The organism is Azospira sp. I09 (assembly GCF_009177135.1).
Lineage (GTDB): Bacteria > Pseudomonadota > Gammaproteobacteria > Burkholderiales > Rhodocyclaceae > Azospira > Azospira oryzae.
The window spans coordinates 1,292,019-1,307,821 of sequence record NZ_AP021844.1 but is presented as its reverse complement, the minus strand read 5'-3'; the positions used below and the strand labels follow the sequence as shown (position 1 = coordinate 1,307,821).

Annotated in this window: 19 protein-coding genes; 2 read left to right on the top strand and 17 right to left on the bottom strand. The window is 64.3% G+C overall.

Going from position 1 to position 15,803, the window contains the following annotated elements; translation table 11 throughout:
- Positions 1–48: 48 nt before the first annotated feature.
- The gene (locus tag AZSP09_RS06055; RefSeq protein WP_130458213.1) at positions 49–423 is read right to left on the bottom strand and encodes a hypothetical protein; all 375 of its coding nucleotides are present in this window, start codon (positions 421–423) and stop codon (positions 49–51) included.
- Positions 424–693: 270 nt separating this feature from the next.
- Between AZSP09_RS06055 and AZSP09_RS19910 the strand changes: the two genes are divergently transcribed.
- Entirely contained in the window at positions 694–864 is a 171-nt protein-coding gene (locus tag AZSP09_RS19910; protein ID WP_014237118.1) for a hypothetical protein, read from the top strand.
- On the opposite strand, the gene AZSP09_RS06050 is transcribed toward AZSP09_RS19910, so the two are convergent.
- The 11 genes from AZSP09_RS06050 to AZSP09_RS06005 form a co-directional block, all read right to left on the bottom strand.
- The gene (locus AZSP09_RS06050; protein WP_014237119.1) at positions 861–1,058 is read right to left on the bottom strand and encodes a hypothetical protein; all 198 of its coding nucleotides are present in this window, start codon (positions 1,056–1,058) and stop codon (positions 861–863) included. The two genes, AZSP09_RS19910 and AZSP09_RS06050, sit on opposite strands and share 4 nt — an antisense overlap.
- A gap of 137 nt (positions 1,059–1,195) precedes the next feature.
- Positions 1,196–1,576 carry a YajD family HNH nuclease gene (locus AZSP09_RS06045; protein ID WP_152089476.1) on the bottom strand — a complete coding sequence of 127 codons (381 nt, stop codon included), beginning with the start codon at positions 1,574–1,576 and terminating at the stop codon, positions 1,196–1,198.
- A 16-nt stretch (positions 1,577–1,592) separates the two neighbouring features.
- Positions 1,593–1,961 (bottom strand): hypothetical protein, encoded by a 369-nt coding sequence (locus AZSP09_RS06040; RefSeq protein ID WP_152089475.1) that lies wholly within the window; start codon positions 1,959–1,961, stop codon positions 1,593–1,595.
- A gap of 194 nt (positions 1,962–2,155) precedes the next feature.
- Entirely contained in the window at positions 2,156–2,959 is an 804-nt protein-coding gene (locus AZSP09_RS06035) for a methyltransferase domain-containing protein (RefSeq protein ID WP_165397429.1), read from the bottom strand.
- 477 nt (positions 2,960–3,436) lie between these two features.
- The gene (locus tag AZSP09_RS06030) at positions 3,437–4,675 is read right to left on the bottom strand and encodes a hypothetical protein (protein WP_152089473.1); all 1,239 of its coding nucleotides are present in this window, start codon (positions 4,673–4,675) and stop codon (positions 3,437–3,439) included.
- Between the two features lie 475 nt (positions 4,676–5,150).
- On the bottom strand, positions 5,151–5,864 hold the full coding sequence (locus AZSP09_RS06025) for an ABC transporter ATP-binding protein (RefSeq protein WP_152089472.1): 714 nt from the start codon (positions 5,862–5,864) through the stop codon (positions 5,151–5,153).
- The gene (locus tag AZSP09_RS20560) at positions 5,864–5,992 is read right to left on the bottom strand and encodes a hypothetical protein (protein ID WP_269473825.1); all 129 of its coding nucleotides are present in this window, start codon (positions 5,990–5,992) and stop codon (positions 5,864–5,866) included. Before AZSP09_RS20560 ends, AZSP09_RS06025 begins: the two co-directional genes overlap by 1 nt.
- A complete protein-coding gene (locus tag AZSP09_RS06020) occupies positions 5,992–6,774 on the bottom strand; it encodes an ABC transporter ATP-binding protein (protein WP_152089471.1) in 783 nt (260 codons plus the stop codon). Before AZSP09_RS06020 ends, AZSP09_RS20560 begins: the two co-directional genes overlap by 1 nt.
- Positions 6,771–7,637 (bottom strand): branched-chain amino acid ABC transporter permease, encoded by an 867-nt coding sequence (locus AZSP09_RS06015; RefSeq protein WP_232058859.1) that lies wholly within the window; start codon positions 7,635–7,637, stop codon positions 6,771–6,773. Before AZSP09_RS06015 ends, AZSP09_RS06020 begins: the two co-directional genes overlap by 4 nt.
- Complete coding sequence (locus AZSP09_RS06010) at positions 7,634–8,515, bottom strand: branched-chain amino acid ABC transporter permease (protein ID WP_014237127.1); 882 nt, start codon at positions 8,513–8,515, stop codon at positions 7,634–7,636. Before AZSP09_RS06010 ends, AZSP09_RS06015 begins: the two co-directional genes overlap by 4 nt.
- 87 nt (positions 8,516–8,602) lie before the next feature.
- Positions 8,603–9,757: an ABC transporter substrate-binding protein gene (locus AZSP09_RS06005; RefSeq protein ID WP_014237128.1), complete on the bottom strand. Its 1,155-nt coding sequence runs from the start codon at positions 9,755–9,757 to the stop codon at positions 8,603–8,605.
- A 504-nt stretch (positions 9,758–10,261) separates the two neighbouring features.
- On the opposite strand from AZSP09_RS06005, the gene AZSP09_RS06000 reads away from it, so the two are divergent.
- Positions 10,262–10,669 (top strand): FKBP-type peptidyl-prolyl cis-trans isomerase, encoded by a 408-nt coding sequence (locus tag AZSP09_RS06000; protein WP_130458222.1) that lies wholly within the window; start codon positions 10,262–10,264, stop codon positions 10,667–10,669.
- A 91-nt stretch (positions 10,670–10,760) separates the two neighbouring features.
- Here the strand turns inward: AZSP09_RS06000 and arfB are convergent, their stop codons facing one another.
- The 5 genes from arfB to AZSP09_RS05975 all read right to left on the bottom strand — a co-directional run bounded on the left by arfB (position 10,761) and on the right by AZSP09_RS05975 (position 15,766).
- A complete protein-coding gene (gene arfB, locus AZSP09_RS05995) occupies positions 10,761–11,192 on the bottom strand; it encodes an alternative ribosome rescue aminoacyl-tRNA hydrolase ArfB (protein ID WP_130458223.1) in 432 nt (143 codons plus the stop codon).
- 101 nt (positions 11,193–11,293) lie between these two features.
- Entirely contained in the window at positions 11,294–12,097 is an 804-nt protein-coding gene (locus tag AZSP09_RS05990; protein ID WP_152089470.1) for a MetQ/NlpA family ABC transporter substrate-binding protein, read from the bottom strand.
- 257 nt (positions 12,098–12,354) lie between these two features.
- Positions 12,355–13,053 (bottom strand): methionine ABC transporter permease, encoded by a 699-nt coding sequence (locus AZSP09_RS05985; RefSeq protein WP_152089469.1) that lies wholly within the window; start codon positions 13,051–13,053, stop codon positions 12,355–12,357.
- Positions 13,046–13,882, bottom strand: a complete 837-nt coding sequence (locus AZSP09_RS05980; RefSeq protein WP_152089468.1) for a methionine ABC transporter ATP-binding protein — start codon at positions 13,880–13,882, stop codon at positions 13,046–13,048. The genes AZSP09_RS05985 and AZSP09_RS05980 overlap by 8 nt, the downstream gene beginning before the upstream one ends.
- Positions 13,883–14,176: 294 nt before the next feature.
- Entirely contained in the window at positions 14,177–15,766 is a 1,590-nt protein-coding gene (locus AZSP09_RS05975) for a fatty acid--CoA ligase (protein ID WP_152089467.1), read from the bottom strand.
- Positions 15,767–15,803 lie beyond the last annotated feature (37 nt).

Genomic DNA, 15,803 nt, shown 5'->3' with positions numbered 1-15,803 from the left:
TCGTTGCGGGCGAAGCGCCCGGGGGCAGGCCCCGGGCAGGGGGGCGGCTCAGGGCGCCGGTTCGCTGTCGAGCAGGCGCTCACATTCGGCCATGAGGGTCTGGGCCATGTCGGAATGATAGTTCGGATCGAGGGACTCGAGCATTTCGTGGGCCGTGTACAGGCCCGCCTCCCGGGACAGGGAGGCGGCGATGTCCCGGGCCAGGCGGTCGCTGAGGCCGGCCAGATGGCGGCGCTCGGCCAGGGCCATGGTCTGCTTGGAGCGGGCCAGCCAGTCGGCGGCCAGGGTGGCGCCCTGGGCGTCGGTGAGCCACTGGCCGTGTTCGTAATAGAGGGACAGGCGTTCGGCCGCCAGGGCGAAGATGAGGGCGGCCCGCAGGCCGCGTTCCGAGGTGAAGGTCTGCGGGGTGTTCTCCCAGGCCATGGGCGGGGCTCCGTGTTGAGTGCAGGGCGGAACATAGCACTCCCGGGCCCGGCGGCCCAGCGCCCTGTGGAGAAGGCCGTCCCTATTGGCTTCCGGGGCGGCTGCCGGGCCCGGCGGACGGCCCTTGCAGCGGCCTCGTTCCGGGCGCGGGGAAGCCGAATATCCGACTACTGTACATTTATACAGTAGTCGGATATTCTTGCATCCAAGGACGGCATTTCGAACCGTACCGAACCTTGCAATCCATCCGACATCGAGGAGCCAGTCGCCATGAACCGCCTTCAGAAATGGTTTGAACACATCGCCGGCGTCACCCAGGAAGAACGGGAGCGCCGGGCTTTCGCCCAGGCCCTGTTCGGCAGCAAGCCGGTGGATACGCTGGCCCTGCAGACGCCCGCCTGCTGGCGGCGCAAGGCCCGCCACAGCGGCATCCGCCGCTAGGCCCGGGGGCCGCTCTTGGCCAGGAAGTACTGGCACTCCAGGCCCGAGGCGTCCTGCACCTCCAGGATCGGCGGGCGCCGGCTCTTGAAGTCCAGGGCCCGGCAGCCGTAGGGAAAGCTCACGTCGTGGGTGATGTAGTAGTGGGCGCAGCGGGTGCACAGGGGCGCCTGGGGGCGTGCCGGTCGGGAATCCATGCAACGGGTGTCTGGCTGGTGAAGGAGGAGGGCCGGTCCCAGAGGCCGGCGGGATCAGGAAAGTCCTGGGGAAGAACGGGGCGGCCGGGCCGGTGCGGACCTGGGCCCCGGCTGTCACTGTTGATGCCGCAGCGGGCCTAGTCCGAACCTTCGTCCTTGCCCAGCAGGGCCTTCAGGTTGGCGAAGGGGGAATGGCTGGCGCCGCCGCCAAAGCCGTTGGTGGCCCGGTTGCCCTGGTCGAACTCGATCTGCTTCTGGTGTTCGTTGTCGTGGCAGTAGAGGCACAGCAACTCCCAGTTGCTGCCGTCCACGGGATTATTGTCGTGGTTGTGGTCCCGGTGGTGCACCGTCAGCTCCCGCAGGTTGCTGTGGGTGAATTCCCGGCCGCAGCGGCCGCAGATCCACGGATAAATCTTCAGGGCCCGTTCCCGGTAGCCCTTTTCCCGTTCGTCCCGGGCCTGGCGGGCTGCCAGCACCACCTGGTCCAGGCGCTGGTGGTCGATGCTCTTCTTGCTCATGGGCAGGCTCCGCCGTTTATTTGGTGAGGATCGCGTTGCGGCCGGAGAACTGGTCGGAAAGGCGCAGGATGGCGTCGCCAAAATCCCCCGTGGGCTTTTCGCTGCAATAGCGATTGACGTAGTTCTCGATGGTGCCGCTGGAAATGGCGGAAACCTGCTGGCTCTGCCGGGCGTAGTTGTGGCCGGTGAGGACGCCGCGCATCCAGGCCAGATAGAGGGCCCGCTGCTCCGCCTCGTCCCGGGAGCGGACCCAGGCCTGGCAGCTCATGTCGTCGAAGCCGAGCACCTTCAGCGGCGCCGCTGCCGCCGGCGCCACCGGGGCGGCGAGACAGGCGAGGGACAGCAGGACGGGGACTAGACGGGCGGGGTGTTTCCGGGGCGGCATGCCAGACTCCAGGTGAAGGTCGCAGTCGCCATTCTAGGGCTTTCCCCCCGGCGGCCACCATGCCCCGACCATAACCGCTGATGCGGCCCCTGGGCAAATCCCTGACGTGGCGGCCGCGACGCAGCGTGGCGCCGGTGGCCGACGTCTATGCCGTCACCGGCATCGACGCCTGCCAGGGCAGGGGTGCCCAGCGGTTAGAGACGCTCGGCGATGAGGCTGGTGTAGCCGATGTGGCCGAAGAACTGATGGGCCTCCGCCCGGCGCCGGGCTTCGGCCTTGAGGGCCTCCGCCAGGGGGCGGCCGATGCGGCCTTCATCCGCCAGGGCGTCGGCGCCCCGGTCCACCACCGTGTAGAGATAGCTGGGAGCGCTGCTCTCGGTGTAGCCGTGGCTGTGGAAGGCATCCACCCGGAAGCCGGCCTGACGCGCCAGCAGGGGCGTGCGGCGGGCGATCCAGCTGTCGTCGATGAAATGCTCGCGGAAGGCGTGGGCGCAGATTTCCAGGGGGTCCAGGTCGCCGGTGCCGAAGGTGGTGGAGGCGTAATCGCCGTCGAACACCGCCAGGCGGCCGCCAGGACGCAGCACCCGGTGGGCCTCCTGCAGCGCGTCCAGGGGCTGGGAGAGGTGGCACAGGGTGGTGTGGAAGATGACCACGTCGAAGTGGCCGTCGGCAAAGGGCAGGCCGTGGGCGCCGCCTTCGCGGAAGGAAAGGTGGGGCAGGTGGGCGCCCAGTTCCCGGGCCTTGGCGAGGAAGATGGGGGAAGGGTCCAGGCCCACCACTTCCACCACCCCGGGCCAGGCGGCCAGACGGCGGGCGACGGCGCCGGTGCCGCAGCCCACTTCCAGGACCCGGGCGTCGGCAGGGAAGGGAATCTCCGCCAGATAGGTTTCCAGCATGCGTCTCTGCTGGGGCTCGGCGGCACGGATTTCCAGCACCTCGGCGATGCGGGCGGTAACCTCGGCGGCAGCCTCGGTGATGGTGTTATAGATGTCGGGCATGGTCGGCTCACGGTGATCGTTGTGCCGGCCACGGTAGGGCCCGCCCGACCCGGGGCGGAAATAGCTGTTTTTTCTTTTCTTATGCGCCGGGCCGGGCATGCCCACTAATGCTGCTATTCCGGTGCATCGGGAGGCTGCTACCCAGTGAAATTCCACCTTGCCACCAGTGACTCGAGGACAGCCCGCGGACTCTCAGTCGGGTCATTGGTTGCCGTGGTGTACCCAATGAAAAATGGCCGGTTCTGCTTGCAGACCGGCCATTGCTTTACGGCGGCTTCCGACCCCAAGCAGCCCTTCGTTTTGATGGAGCGTCAGTCGGCTTTCGCCTCGTTGCTGACGCTCAGTCAACGCTACCGCACTGACTGACGGCCCCCAACCCAAAGCTGAACACGTTATTTGTGCAGTTACTGCACTGATTGCTAAAAACCGGAAGTACAAGCGTTCGAACAACCGCAACGGAAAGATTTTGAATTTTTTTTAAAAGTGCGCCTTATAAATTTTGTCGATAGCGACCCGGCACAGTGGCCTTAATCTTAAGCCATCATTTGATAAGTAATAATCGATATCCTTTGATACATCTAAAGCCAGAAAATTTTTTTTGCTATTCATGGAAAATTTCTCTAGAACCTGGTTTAATAATTTTTCATTTTCGATTTTTATCATTGTTAAAATAAATATTTCCGGCTGAAATAGATACTGGCTGTTGGCACAAATTCCGACAATTTTATGGGTGACTGATAAATTTTTTTCATGTTCGCTGATAAAAACCCCGGGATCCGATTTCATGAATTCATCAACAAACTCATTGTTTGCCAATTCTGCAAACGACAGACTGGGTGAGCCTTCAGTGAAATCGGGGTACGCATCAATCGTGCCTGCATAACTCAGGTGCCAAACCCCTCTTGCCGCAGATTCATGATAACCACGCTGCTGAAATAAGATTACTTTGTGGGTGGTACCAACAAGCTGAACACATCCAGTTACTCCAAGTGTATTTGGGGTGTAACTCAAGAAATCAAGTCTGCTTGCATTTCCACTGAAGAATGGTTCGTAGGCTCGTAAATAGATAGGTGAAAATAAATCACGCAGCGTTTCTTTTCTTCCAGAGTTCCTCGCGGAGGACCTTGAAAGAGTATAGTCAGGAAAATGATGAGTGAAGAAAAATTCTTTAAAAGAACCAAATCCAAGACTCAGCTTAAGTCCACCATTTTCCTCTAATGCTACTGATTTTATGGTTAATTTTGGTATATCTAACGACCCGGCGTGGGCGAGGAAATAATCCGACTGTTCGATAGGTAGCGCATCTAGAATAGCCGATACCGCTGGGTGTCGCTGGAAAAAGTCGTTATCATCAACCGCTAAATCAACCGAAGATGGGTTTAAGGGGATAAACAGATTTTCGTTGGGTTTGGAATTGGTGTCTATACGAGAGTTTTCCTCAATAAAATACCCGCGGGCAACCAAAAAAACAGAAGAAAGTATAAAGACAATCAGCAAATCAAAGAAGACAGGGGAGTAGCTCTTTATTATTTCTTTCCACCCGCCTTCCTCTCCGCTGTGAACGTAATTAACCATTGCAAAAACAAGAATTATATAAACGGCGAACATGAAAAATGCTACGCGACCATTCCTCATGATTGCATCAAACCACGGGTGTTTTCTTGCAAGATAGTCGATTGTTCTGGCAGAAATTTGCGATGTTGTTTTGTTAAACATAGGTTGTCGATTCTCTAGTTCTAATAATTTATGGGGTTTGTGACTTCAGGCGGATGAATGATTTTTACACGGCTGGCTTATGTTTGCACTAGGTTATTTTCTCTATTGAATTTAAAGAGCGCGAACTGCTGCTTATAGCCGCCTACGGGAGTTGCTGACACTGTGAGCCACTGACCGCTTGAAGTTCGAAGCCGACTTTGGCTGACAGAAGGCCAACTACCGCTTCTGGCCAGAAGCCGACGCGACCCAAGTGTTGAGAACTCTGGAGGAACAAGGTGGATATCTGGTACGTCGCCAGGTGGCAAGCGCAGCCACTAGGCGGCAGCTTTGATGGGAAGGTTCTGGGGCCCGTTACCGTACAGATAGGGCCGCTGGAAAGAAGAAGGGACGCCATTCCTGGCCCGGTGTGCCGGGAGAATGGCGTCCCTTCTTGTTTGTGGGGCAGTGGCCTGTCGGCCACTCCCGCTCGGGCGTGTCAGCCGCCCAGGTAGGCTTCTTCCACCTTGGGGTTGGCCAGCAGGTTGGCGCCGGAATCGGCCAGCACGATCTTGCCGGTCTCGATGACGTAGCCGTGCTTGGCGATCTTCAGGGCCTGGCGCACGTTCTGCTCCACCAGCAGGATGGTGAGGCCGCGGCGGTTGATCTCCACCAGGATGCGGAAGATTTCCTGCACCACGATGGGGGCCAGGCCCATGGAGGGCTCGTCCAGCAGCAGGAGCTTGGGCTTGGCCATGAGGGCCCGGCCGATGGCCAGCATCTGCTGCTCGCCGCCGGAGAGGTTGCCGGCGAACTGCTGGGAGCGTTCCTTGAGGCGGGGGAAGAGCTGGTACACCTCTTCCATGGAGGCGGGGATGCCCTCCTTGTCCTGCCGGGTGTAGGCGCCGAGCTGCAGGTTTTCCTCCACCGTCAGGGTGGTGAGGATGGCCCGGCCTTCAGCCACCTGCACCAGGCCCCACTCGACGATCTGGTGGGCGGGCAGGCGGGAGATGTCTTCGCCCTGGAATTCGATCTTGCCCCGGGTGGGCTTGATGAGGCCGGAGAGGGCCAGCAGGGTGGTGCTCTTGCCGGCGCCGTTGGCTCCCACCAGGGCGGTGATCTCGCCCTCGTTGAGGTGGAAGTCCAGGCCCTTGACGGCCTCGATGTGGCCGTAGGCCACGGCCAGGTCGTGTACGCGAAGGAGCACACTCATTACAGGCCCTCCTGCAGAGGGCTGTAGTTCAGATGGGCACTCCTACCCATCCTCCCTCGCCGGGCGAGGGAGGCGACTGCCAGGGCCTGCCCGGTGGGCCGGCCGAAATTACGGGGGAGACGTTTCATCAGTTGTCTTCCTTTCCCAGGTAGGCCTCGATCACATCCGGGTTGTTGCGCACTTCGTCCGGCGTGCCTTCGGCGATGATGCGGCCGAAGTTGAGCACGGCGATGCGGTCGCACAGGCCCATGACGAAGCGCATGTCGTGCTCGATCATGAAGACGCCGTAGCCCCGGTTGCGGATGTTGTTGATCTCTTCCATGAGGATGGTCTTTTCCGACGGGTTCATGCCGGCCACCGGCTCGTCCAGCAGCAGCAGCTTGGGTTCCGTCGCCAGGGCCCGGGCGAATTCCAGCTTGCGCTGGTCGCCGTAGGAAAGGTTGTCGGCCAGCATGTCGGCCTTGTGGTCCAGACCCACCCAGGAGAGCAGCTCCAGGGCCCGTTCCCGGGCCTTCTTCTCGGCCGCGCGGCAGGCCGGGCTGTTGAGGAAGATGCCGAAACCGCCGTAGTTGAGGTGGTCGTGCATGCCCACCATGACGTTTTCCAGCAGGTCCATTTCCTTGAAGATGCGGATGTTCTGGAAGGTGCGGGCGATGCCCTGGTGGGTGATGCGGTGGGGCTCCAGGCCGATCAGGGTCTGGCCCTGGAAGTCGATCTGGCCGGCGCTGGGGGTGAGCAGGCCGGTGATGAGGTTGAACACCGTGGTCTTGCCGGCGCCGTTGGGGCCGATGAGGCCGTAGATGCTGCCGGCGGGCACTTCGAAGCTGACGTCCTGCAGCACGTGCAGGCCGCCGAAATGCTTGCCGACGTTACGGATGGAGAGCAGATTGGGTTGCTGGGGGGCGTTCATGCCTGACCTCCCTTGAGACGCTTGAAGAAGGCACGGATGCGGCGGGATTCCCACAGGCCCTTGGGCAGGAACAGCACCACCAGCACCAGCACGGCGCCGTTCACCAGGGAACGGAAATCCTGCAGGGAGCGCAGCAGTTCCGGCAGCAGGGTCAGGATGGAGGAGCCGAGCATGGGGCCGATGAGGCTGGAGGTGCCGCCCAGCACCGCCATGGTGAGGATGTCCACGGCGTTCTCGAAGCCGTATTCCCGGGGGCTGATGAAGAAGGTGAAGTGGGCGTTGAGGGCCCCGGCCACGCCGGCGATGAAGGCGCCGAGGGAAAAGGCCAGCAGCTTGTAGCGGTCCACGTTGATGCCCATCAGGCGGGCGGCCACCTCGTCTTCCTTGATGGCCTCGAAGGCGCGGCCCACCTTGGAGCGGCGCAGCCGGGCCAGGCCATAGACGGTGACGGCCAGGATCAGGGCGATGTGCCAGCCTTCGGTGGCCAGGGGAATGCCGTTGAGGCCTTCGGGGCCGCCGGTGATCTCCAGGTTGAGCACGGTGATGCGCACCACCTCGCCGAAGGCCAGGGTGGCCATGGCCAGGTAGACGCCGGACAGCCGCAGCACCGGGGCGCCGATGATCAGGGCCACCAGGGTCGGGGCAATGCCGCCGGCCAGCAGCACGCTGCCGAAGGACCAGTCCAGATGCAGGGTGAGCAGGGCCGAGACGTAGGCGCCGACGCCCATGAAGGCGGCGTTGGCCAGGGACAGGAGGCCGCAGGAAAGGGTCAGCCAGATGGAGAGGGCCAACAGGGCGTGGACGCCCACCGAGAACACCAGGGTGCTGTAGGTGGACCAGAAGTCATTGAACCATTCCATCATGCTTTCCTTTCCAGCTTGCGCCCGAACAGCCCGGAAGGCCGCACCAGCAGGATCAGGAAGAGCAGGCCGAAGGCCACCGCGTCGCCCATCTGGCTCGACAGGTAGGCCTTGCTGATGACCTCGGCGAAGCCCAGGAAGAGGCCGCCGATGAGGGCGCCGCGGATGTCGCCCATGCCGCCGAGGATGATCACGGCGATGCCCTTGTGCAGCATGGGCTGGCCCATGAAGGGGGTGATGGCGTTGAAGTTGAGGCCGATCAGCACCCCGGCGATGCCGCCCAGGGCGGCGGCGACGAAGGAGGTGATGTGGAACAGACCTTCCACGTTGATGCCCAGCAGATAGGCGGCCTTGGGGGATTCGGCGATGGCCCGCAGGGCGCGGCCAAGCTGGGTGCGCTTCAAGATGGTGAACAGCACGGCCATGAGCAGGAAGGCGATGGCGACGATGGCGATTTCCAGGGCCCGCACATGGACGTCGCCGACCATGAATTCGCCGGCCGGCATGACGTCCTCGGGGAAGCGCAGCACCTCGGCGCCGAACAGGCCCTGGGCAGCGCTGGTGAGCATGATGCCGACACCGATGGTGGCGATCATGGGAATCAGGTGGGGGGCGTTGCGGGCGCGCAGGGGCTTCAGCACCAGCACGTCCACCAGCAGGCCGATGGTGCCGCTGACCACCATGGCGCCGAGCATGGCCACCCAGAGGGGGGCGTTGAGGTGGCTGACCATGGCCAGGGCGGCGTAGCTGCCGACCATGAACACCGCTCCGTGGGAGAGGTTGATCACCGCCAGCACGCCGAACACCAGGGTGAAACCCAGGGCGAACAGCGCGTAGACGCTGCCGAGCGTCAGGGCGTTGAGGAGTTGTTGTTCAAGCATGGGGAAATTCCAGTTGCAAATGCAATGCGGGGCAGACTTTCATCGGCCCCGCATTGGTGGGTAAGACAGGCTTACGCGGACAGTCGCTTACTTGCCGTCGAAGGCGGTGAACTTGCCACCCTTGACCACGTAGATGAAGGGCTTCTGATCCGCATCCCAGCCGCCCGGCTTGCCGGACTTGGTGACGGCGGGACGGAACTTGAAGGGGCCGGTGGCGCCGTTGATGGTGGCCTTGGGCAGGGCGTTCTTCAGGGCTTCCCGGTCGGCGGCGATGTCGCCGGAGAGCTTCACTTCCTGCAGGGCGGCGGCGGCCACGTGCAGGGCGTCGAAGGCCTGGGCGGCGAACTGGTTGGGCTCGGCGTTGTACTTCTTCACGTAGGCGGCGACGAAGGCCTTGTTGGCGGGCGCCGGGTTGGTGTTGGACCAGGGGCTGCCGACGAAGGTGCCTTCACCGGCCAGCTTGGAGATCTCGAACAGCTTGGGGGAATTGAAGCCGTTGCCGCCGATGAAGGGCACCTTGATGCCCAGGCCGCGGGCCTGCAGCATGATGTTGGCGGCTTCTTCGGCGAGACAGGAACAGATCACCGCATCCGGGTTGGAGGCCTTGATCTTGGTCAGCTGGGCCTTGAAGTCCACGTCGCCCTTGACGTAGGTCTCGGTGGTGGTGACGGGCAGCTTCTGGTCTTCCAGCACCTTCTTGAAGACGTCGTAGCCGCTCTTGGTGAAGGCGTCGTCGTTACCGTAGATGACGGCAACCTGCTTCAGCTTGTAGTGCTTGGTGGCGGTGGCCACGGTCACCGGCAGCACGTCCGATTCCATGACGGAGTTGCGGAAGACGTAGGGGCCGATGTCGGTGATGCCGTTGGCGGTGACGGAGGTGCCGAAGACCACGGTCTTGGCGCCGTTGGCCACGGGGCCGGCGGCGAACATGGAGTTGGACAGGGTGGGGCCGAAGACCATCAGCACCTTGTCCTGGAAAATCAGCTTCTTGAAGACGTTGATGCCTTCTTCCTTCTTGCCCTGCTCGTCCTCGACGACCAGCTGGATCTTGTTGCCGTTCACACCGCCCTTGGCGTTGATTTCATCGGCAGCCAGCTGGAAGCCGTTGCGGATGGCGACGCCGTACTGGGCGGCACCGCCGGTGAGGGCGGCGGCCACGCCGATCTTGATGTCGGCGGCCTGGGCCAGGCCGGCGGCGGCGAGGGCGCCAACCAGAACGAGGGATTTGGGCAGGAAGCGCATAGTTTCTCCAGTGAATTCTGTTTTTGATTCGTACCAATGCGTCGGGCCGGGCCGTCGGGCCCTGGCGGAACGCCTGTCGATATCGGCGCCGGTGCGGCAATGCCCGCCTTTTGGGCGCGGCGCTTGCCTGGCCGGCACAGGTTTCTCGTAACCTGCGCCCAGGCCCGGGCTGGGAAGCTTGTGGTTCCAGCCTGTCCTGGTTTGACCGGGTTCCCCGTTGGGCGGGCGGCGGCGGGATGAATCCCGGGCGGCCCATGCGAAATGGGGAGGAAACCGTCAATTATACCGGCTCCGGGCCCTCCGGCGTCAGTACGTGGAAACCCGCAGGGGCGAACGGTGCCGGAATCCGCAAGTGCCCGGCTCATGGCCGAGTGCTCCGGACTGGCGCCGCATGGCGGCTGGCGGCCTATAATCGGGCGCTGCATACCGTTTCCGGCCCCGCCCGAGTGCTGCTCGGCCGGCCCGGCATGCATTCGGCCTTTCGCTCAAACTGATGGAGAAATCATGCAACTGTGGCAAAAACTCATGCTGACCGCCGTGGCGGCCCTGGCTGCCGCCGGCGTCCAGGCGGGCGCCCCGGAAAAGACCCCTTCCGGCCTGGTCTATGAATCCCTCAAGGACGGCAGCGGCGAAAAGGCCGCCCCCGAACTGACGGTGCAGGTGCACTACCGGGGCACCCTGGCCAACGGCAGCGAGTTCGACAGCTCCTACAAGCGGGGCCAGCCCGCCACCTTCCCCCTCAACCGGGTCATTCCCTGCTGGACCGAGGGCGTCTCCAAGATGCGCGAAGGCGGCAAGGCCCGCCTCACCTGCCCGCCGGAAATTGCCTATGGTTCCCGCGGCGCCGGCGGCGCCGTGCCGCCCAACGCCACCCTGACCTTCGAGGTGGAACTGCTCAAGGTGATCCGCTAATCCTTGGCGGATGCGGGACCCGGGCGCCACATAGCGCGCCCCGGCCCGGGGCGTCCGCCCCGCGCGGACTTTCCCTGTTTTCCCCTTTTTCCTACTCGCTGACCCGGCCCCGCTGCAGCTTCACCAGGCCCCGCTTGACCTTGCTGTCCACCCGCTTGCGCTGGGAGCTGCGGCTGGGTTTGGTGGGACGGCGCTGGACGGGGACGAAGGCCGCGGCGGCGATCATTTCCCGCAGCCGCACCAGGGCGTCTTCCCGGTTGCGCTCCAGACTGCGGTGCTTCTGGGCCTTGATGACGATGATGCCGTCGCTGCTGAGGCGCTGGTCGCGCCGGGCCAGCAGCCTGGCCTTGATCTCTTCGGGCAGGGACGAGGCGCCCACGTCGAAGCGCAGGTGCACCGCGTTGGAGACCTTGTTCACATTCTGGCCGCCGGCGCCCTGGGCGCGGATGGCGACGATTTCCACTTCGCTTTCGTTGAGGGTGATGCTCACGGCTGAATCCTTGGGGCGGGGGCAGGTCGGCATTTTCCCCCATTCTGCGCCAATCCGCCGCCGGCCCTTTGCCGGGCCGCCATGAAAAAGGGCCACCCCGGGGTGGCCCTTTGCTTTGGCGCGGGGCGCCGGCCTCACTGCAGGTAGGCGGGGCGGGCGTAGCCCTGGAAGTGCTTGTCCAGCACGGCCTTGAATTCGGCGGACTTGAAGGCGGCGACGATGTCCTGGGCCCAGGCCTTGTTCTGGTCTTCGGTCTTCACCGCCACCACGTTGAGGTAGTGGTCCGGGGTCTTTTCCAGGGAGATGGCTTCGCTCAGCTTGAGGCCGGAGGCGATGGCGAAGTTGCCGGGCACCACCACCAGACCGGCGTCGTCCAGGGTGCGGGGCAGCTGGGCGGCTTCGATGGGGGTCAGCTGCAGCTTGCGCGGGTTCTCCGCCACGTCCTTCTCGGTGGCCTTGAGGGCGTCGATGCCGGCCTTGACCTTGATCAGGCCGTTCTGCTCCAGGAAGTGCAGGGCCCGGGCCAGGTTGGAGGGATCGTTGGGCAGGGTGACGCGGTCGCCGTCCTTGACGTCCTTGAGGCTCTTGGCCTTCTTGGAGTAGAGGCCCATGGGGGCCACCGGCACCTTGACCACGTCGGTCAGGTTGAGGCCCTTGTCGGCGGAAAACTTCTTCAGGTAGATGACGTGCTGGAAGACGTTGGCGTCCAGGGAACCCTGGGCCAGGGCCAGGTTGGGCTGCACGTAGTCGTTGAATTCCACCAGCTTCACGCTATAGCCCTTCTTTTCCAGGATGGGCTTGATGCCCAGCTTGACCTGGTCGAAGTTGGGGCCGGCGGTGGCGCCGATGGTCAGGTTCTTCTTCTCCTGCGCGAAGGCGGGAGCCGCCGCCAGGCCCAGGGCCAGACCGGCAACGAGGAGGGAACGGATCAGTTTCATGTGTTTGGACTCCGTAGTTGGGGGTGAATCAAAAAGCGTTGGCCACAGAGGGCACAGAGATCACAGAGGGGGGCATTCTCCGTTGGGTAGAACGGGTGGAACCTTGAAAGATCGGTGCCCTGGCAGCCAAGAGGGACGGGCATCTCAGCCATGCCATGCTGAACAATGGCGTGCCTATTGCCTCCCAGACCTATCGCCTTTTCGCTTTTCTCTGTGAACTCTGTGCCCTCTGTGGCTAAAAAGGTTTTCTATTCAGCTCAGCGCTTGTCCACACGCCGCGCCAGCCATTGGCCGAAGAACTGGATGCCCTGTACCAGCACCACCAGCAGGACGATGGTGATCAGCATCACATCGGTCTGGAAGCGGTAGTAGCCGTAGCGGATGGCCAGGTCGCCGATGCCGCCGCCGCCCACCACGCCGGCCACGGCGGAGTAGGAGAGGAAGCTGACGGCGGTGATGGTGACCGCCAGGATGAGGCCGGAACGGGCTTCCACCAGCAGCACCTGGGTGACGATCTGCAGGGGCGAGGCGCCCATGGCCTCGGCCGCCTCGATGACGCCCCGGGGCACGTCGCGCAGGGTCTGCTCGATGATGCGGGCGAAATAGAAAATGGCGGCCAGGGACAAGGGCACGCTGGCGGCCAGGGGGCCGATGGAGGTGCCGACGATGTGCCGGGTGAAGGGCGACACCGCCACCAGCAGGATGATGAAGGGGAAGGAGCGGAAGACGTTGATGAAGCCGTTGGCCACCAGGTTGAAGCGGCGGTAACGGCCCAGCACCTGGCCGGGGGAGGTGAGGAAGACCAGGATGCCGAGGGCGCCGCCGACGATGACGGCGGCGGTGAGGCAGATCAGCATCATCAGGCCGGTCTCGCCGGCGGCCTTGCCGATTTCCGGCAGCAGTTCGATGAAGGTGTCGAGGATGGTGGGCTCGGGGGCCAGGGTTTCATCAGCCATGGGCGGCCTCGCTCAGCAGGTGTTGGGGGGCGGGCTCGGCGGCGGCTTCCTCGGCGTCGCCTTCGGCATCGCCGTATTCGCGCAGCCACTGGGCCAGCTGGGAGTCGGGCGGGATGCGGCCGTTGGCGATGGTCAGGCGCTCCACGATCTGCCCCGCTTCCATGACGGAAACCCGGTGGCAGAGGCGGCGGATGACGCCCATCTCGTGGCTCACCAGCAGGATGGTGACGCCCAGGCGGCGGTTCACGTCGGCCAGCACTTCCAGCAGGGACTGGGTGGTACGGGGGTCCAGGGCCGAGGTGGGCTCGTCCGCCAGCAGCACGTGGGGCTCCGGGGCCAGGGCCCGGGCGATGGCGACGCGCTGCTTCTGGCCGCCGGAAAGCTGGGCCGGATAGACCCCGGCCTTCTCGGAAAGGCCGACGAATTCCAGGCAGGTCTTCACCCGCTCGTTGATGCGGGCCTCGTCGGCCCCGGCGATGCGCAGGGGGAAGGCCACGTTGTCGGCCACGGTGCGGTTATGCAGCAGGTTGAAGTGCTGGAAGATCATGCCGATGCGCTGGCGGGCGGTGCGCAGGTCGGCGGGGGAAAGGGTCATCAGGTCCTGGCCGTGCACCACCGCCTGGCCGGCGTCGGGGCGCTCCAGCAGGTTGGCCAGGCGCAGCAGGGTGGACTTGCCGGCGCCGGAGAAGCCGATGATGCCGTGGATTTCGCCCGGGGCCACGTCCAGGTCGGTGGGGTGCACGCCCACCTGCTGGCCGTCCGGGGTGCGGAAGCTTTTGCTGACTCCCCGCAGCGCCAGGGCGGGGGAATCGGTGTTTTGAGTTGTCATTATGGGAAAACGCTGTTCTGGATGGTTCGGGTCGTCGTCGGGCACCTTGGGACAGTCAGGCTCGCCGAAAGTGCCGCGGGCGCCGGCTGGCGGGGGCTTGCGCCGGGCCGGGGGCCGGGCGGGAAGCGCGGCGCCAGGGAGGGGAAAACCGCAAAGGCGGAACTTTAGCCCTCGAACCGGGGGCTGACAAGCCGCTGAATGCTATGGATTTCCCGTAGCTGCCGTGTTTTTTCCCCTTTTCCGGTGCCGGGTTCCGGGGGGGAAGGCGCCATGCCCACCCCCGCCGATCCCCACTTACCCCGCCTGACGCAGCAGGTGTTTCTGGATCTTGCCGCTGGTGGTCTTGGGCAGAGCCTCGATGAAGTGGTAGCGCCGGGGCCGCTTGTAGTGGGCCAGCCGGTCCCCCTCCAGGAGGAAGTGGTCCAGGGCCTCCTGGGTCAGGGTGGCGCCGGGCTTGGCCACCACGTGGGCGGCCACCACCTGGCCCCAGGTGTCGTCCGGCTCGCCCACCACCGCCACTTCCAGCACGCCGGGGTGTTCCACCAGGGCGTCTTCCACCTCCCGGGGATAGACGTTCTCGGCGCCGGAATTGATCATGTGGTCGATGCGGTCGCGAATCCACAGGTAGCCGTTGGCATCCAGGCTGCCCAGGTCGCCGGTGTGGTACCAGCCGAAGGCCAGGGCCCGGGCGTTGGCCTCCGGGCGGTTGAGGTAGCCGCCCATCATGCAGGGCCCCCGCACCAGGATTTCGCCGACCTCGTCCGGCGCCGCCAGGTCGGCGGGGTCCGAAGGACTGCCGTCGGCCTTGACCCGGGCCACCAGCAGATCGTGGTTGAGGGAGGGCAGGCCGGCGGAGCCGGCGTGGGAAAGCTGTTCGTGGGGATAGAGCACGGACATGCAGGGCCCCATTTCCGTGGTGCCGTAGATCTGCACCAGGCCGGCGCCCACCTTCTTGTCCCATTCCCGGATCAGGTGGGGCGCCATGGAGGCGCCGCCGTATTCCACCAGACGCAGGCTGGAAAGGTCCCGGCTGGCCACGTCCGGGTGGTGCAGCAGCAGGGTGACCATGGTGGGGGCGGCGAAGAAGTGGGTCACCTTCTCCACCTCGGTCAGGCGCCAGGCCTCGCCGGCGTCGAAGCGGCGCAGCAGCACCTGGGTGGCCCCCAGCTGCAGGCGGGGCAGGAAGCTGGTGTGCAGCTCGGCGGTGTGGTTCAGGGGCGCCACCGCCAGGCCCACGTCCTCCCGGGAGAGGGTCATGGCCTGGTGCATCATGGCGTTGTGGGCCAGCTTGCTGCGGTGGGTGTGCAGCACGCCCTTGGGCCGGCCGGTGGTGCCGCTGGTGTACATGAGGATGCAGTTGTCGTTTTCCTCCACGATCACCGGCGGCAGGGTGGCGGGCTGGTGCTGTACCAGTTCGTCCAGTTTGGCGGTGGCGAAGGCGGGGGCTGCGTCGGGGTCGGCGTAGATCCAGTGGGCCGTGGGTACGCCATGCTCTCGCGCCTTTTCCACCACCTCGCTGCCTTCCTTCTCGAACAGCAGCACCTTGGCCTGGCCGTCCTCCAGGATGAAGGCCAGCTCCTGGGCCGCCAGGCGGTAGTTGATGGGGTTGAAGACGGCTCCCACCCGGGCGGCGGCCAGCAGGGAAAAGACGAAGGCCGGGGTGTTGTAGAGGAAGGCGGCGACCACGTCGCCCTTTTGCACGCCCAGGGCGAGGAGGGCGTGGGCGTGGCGGTTCACCTCGGCGTTGAGCTGGGCGTAGGTCCACACCCGGCGCTGGGCCGGCGTGTCGTGATCGCCGCCCTCCCAGGCAATGAGGGCGGGCTTGTCGGGGAAGTAGCGGGCGGGCCAGGAAAGGGTGTCGCCCAGGGTCAGGCCGCGGCTCATGGGCGGACTCCGGCGGGGCGGTGGGACTTGGTGTGCA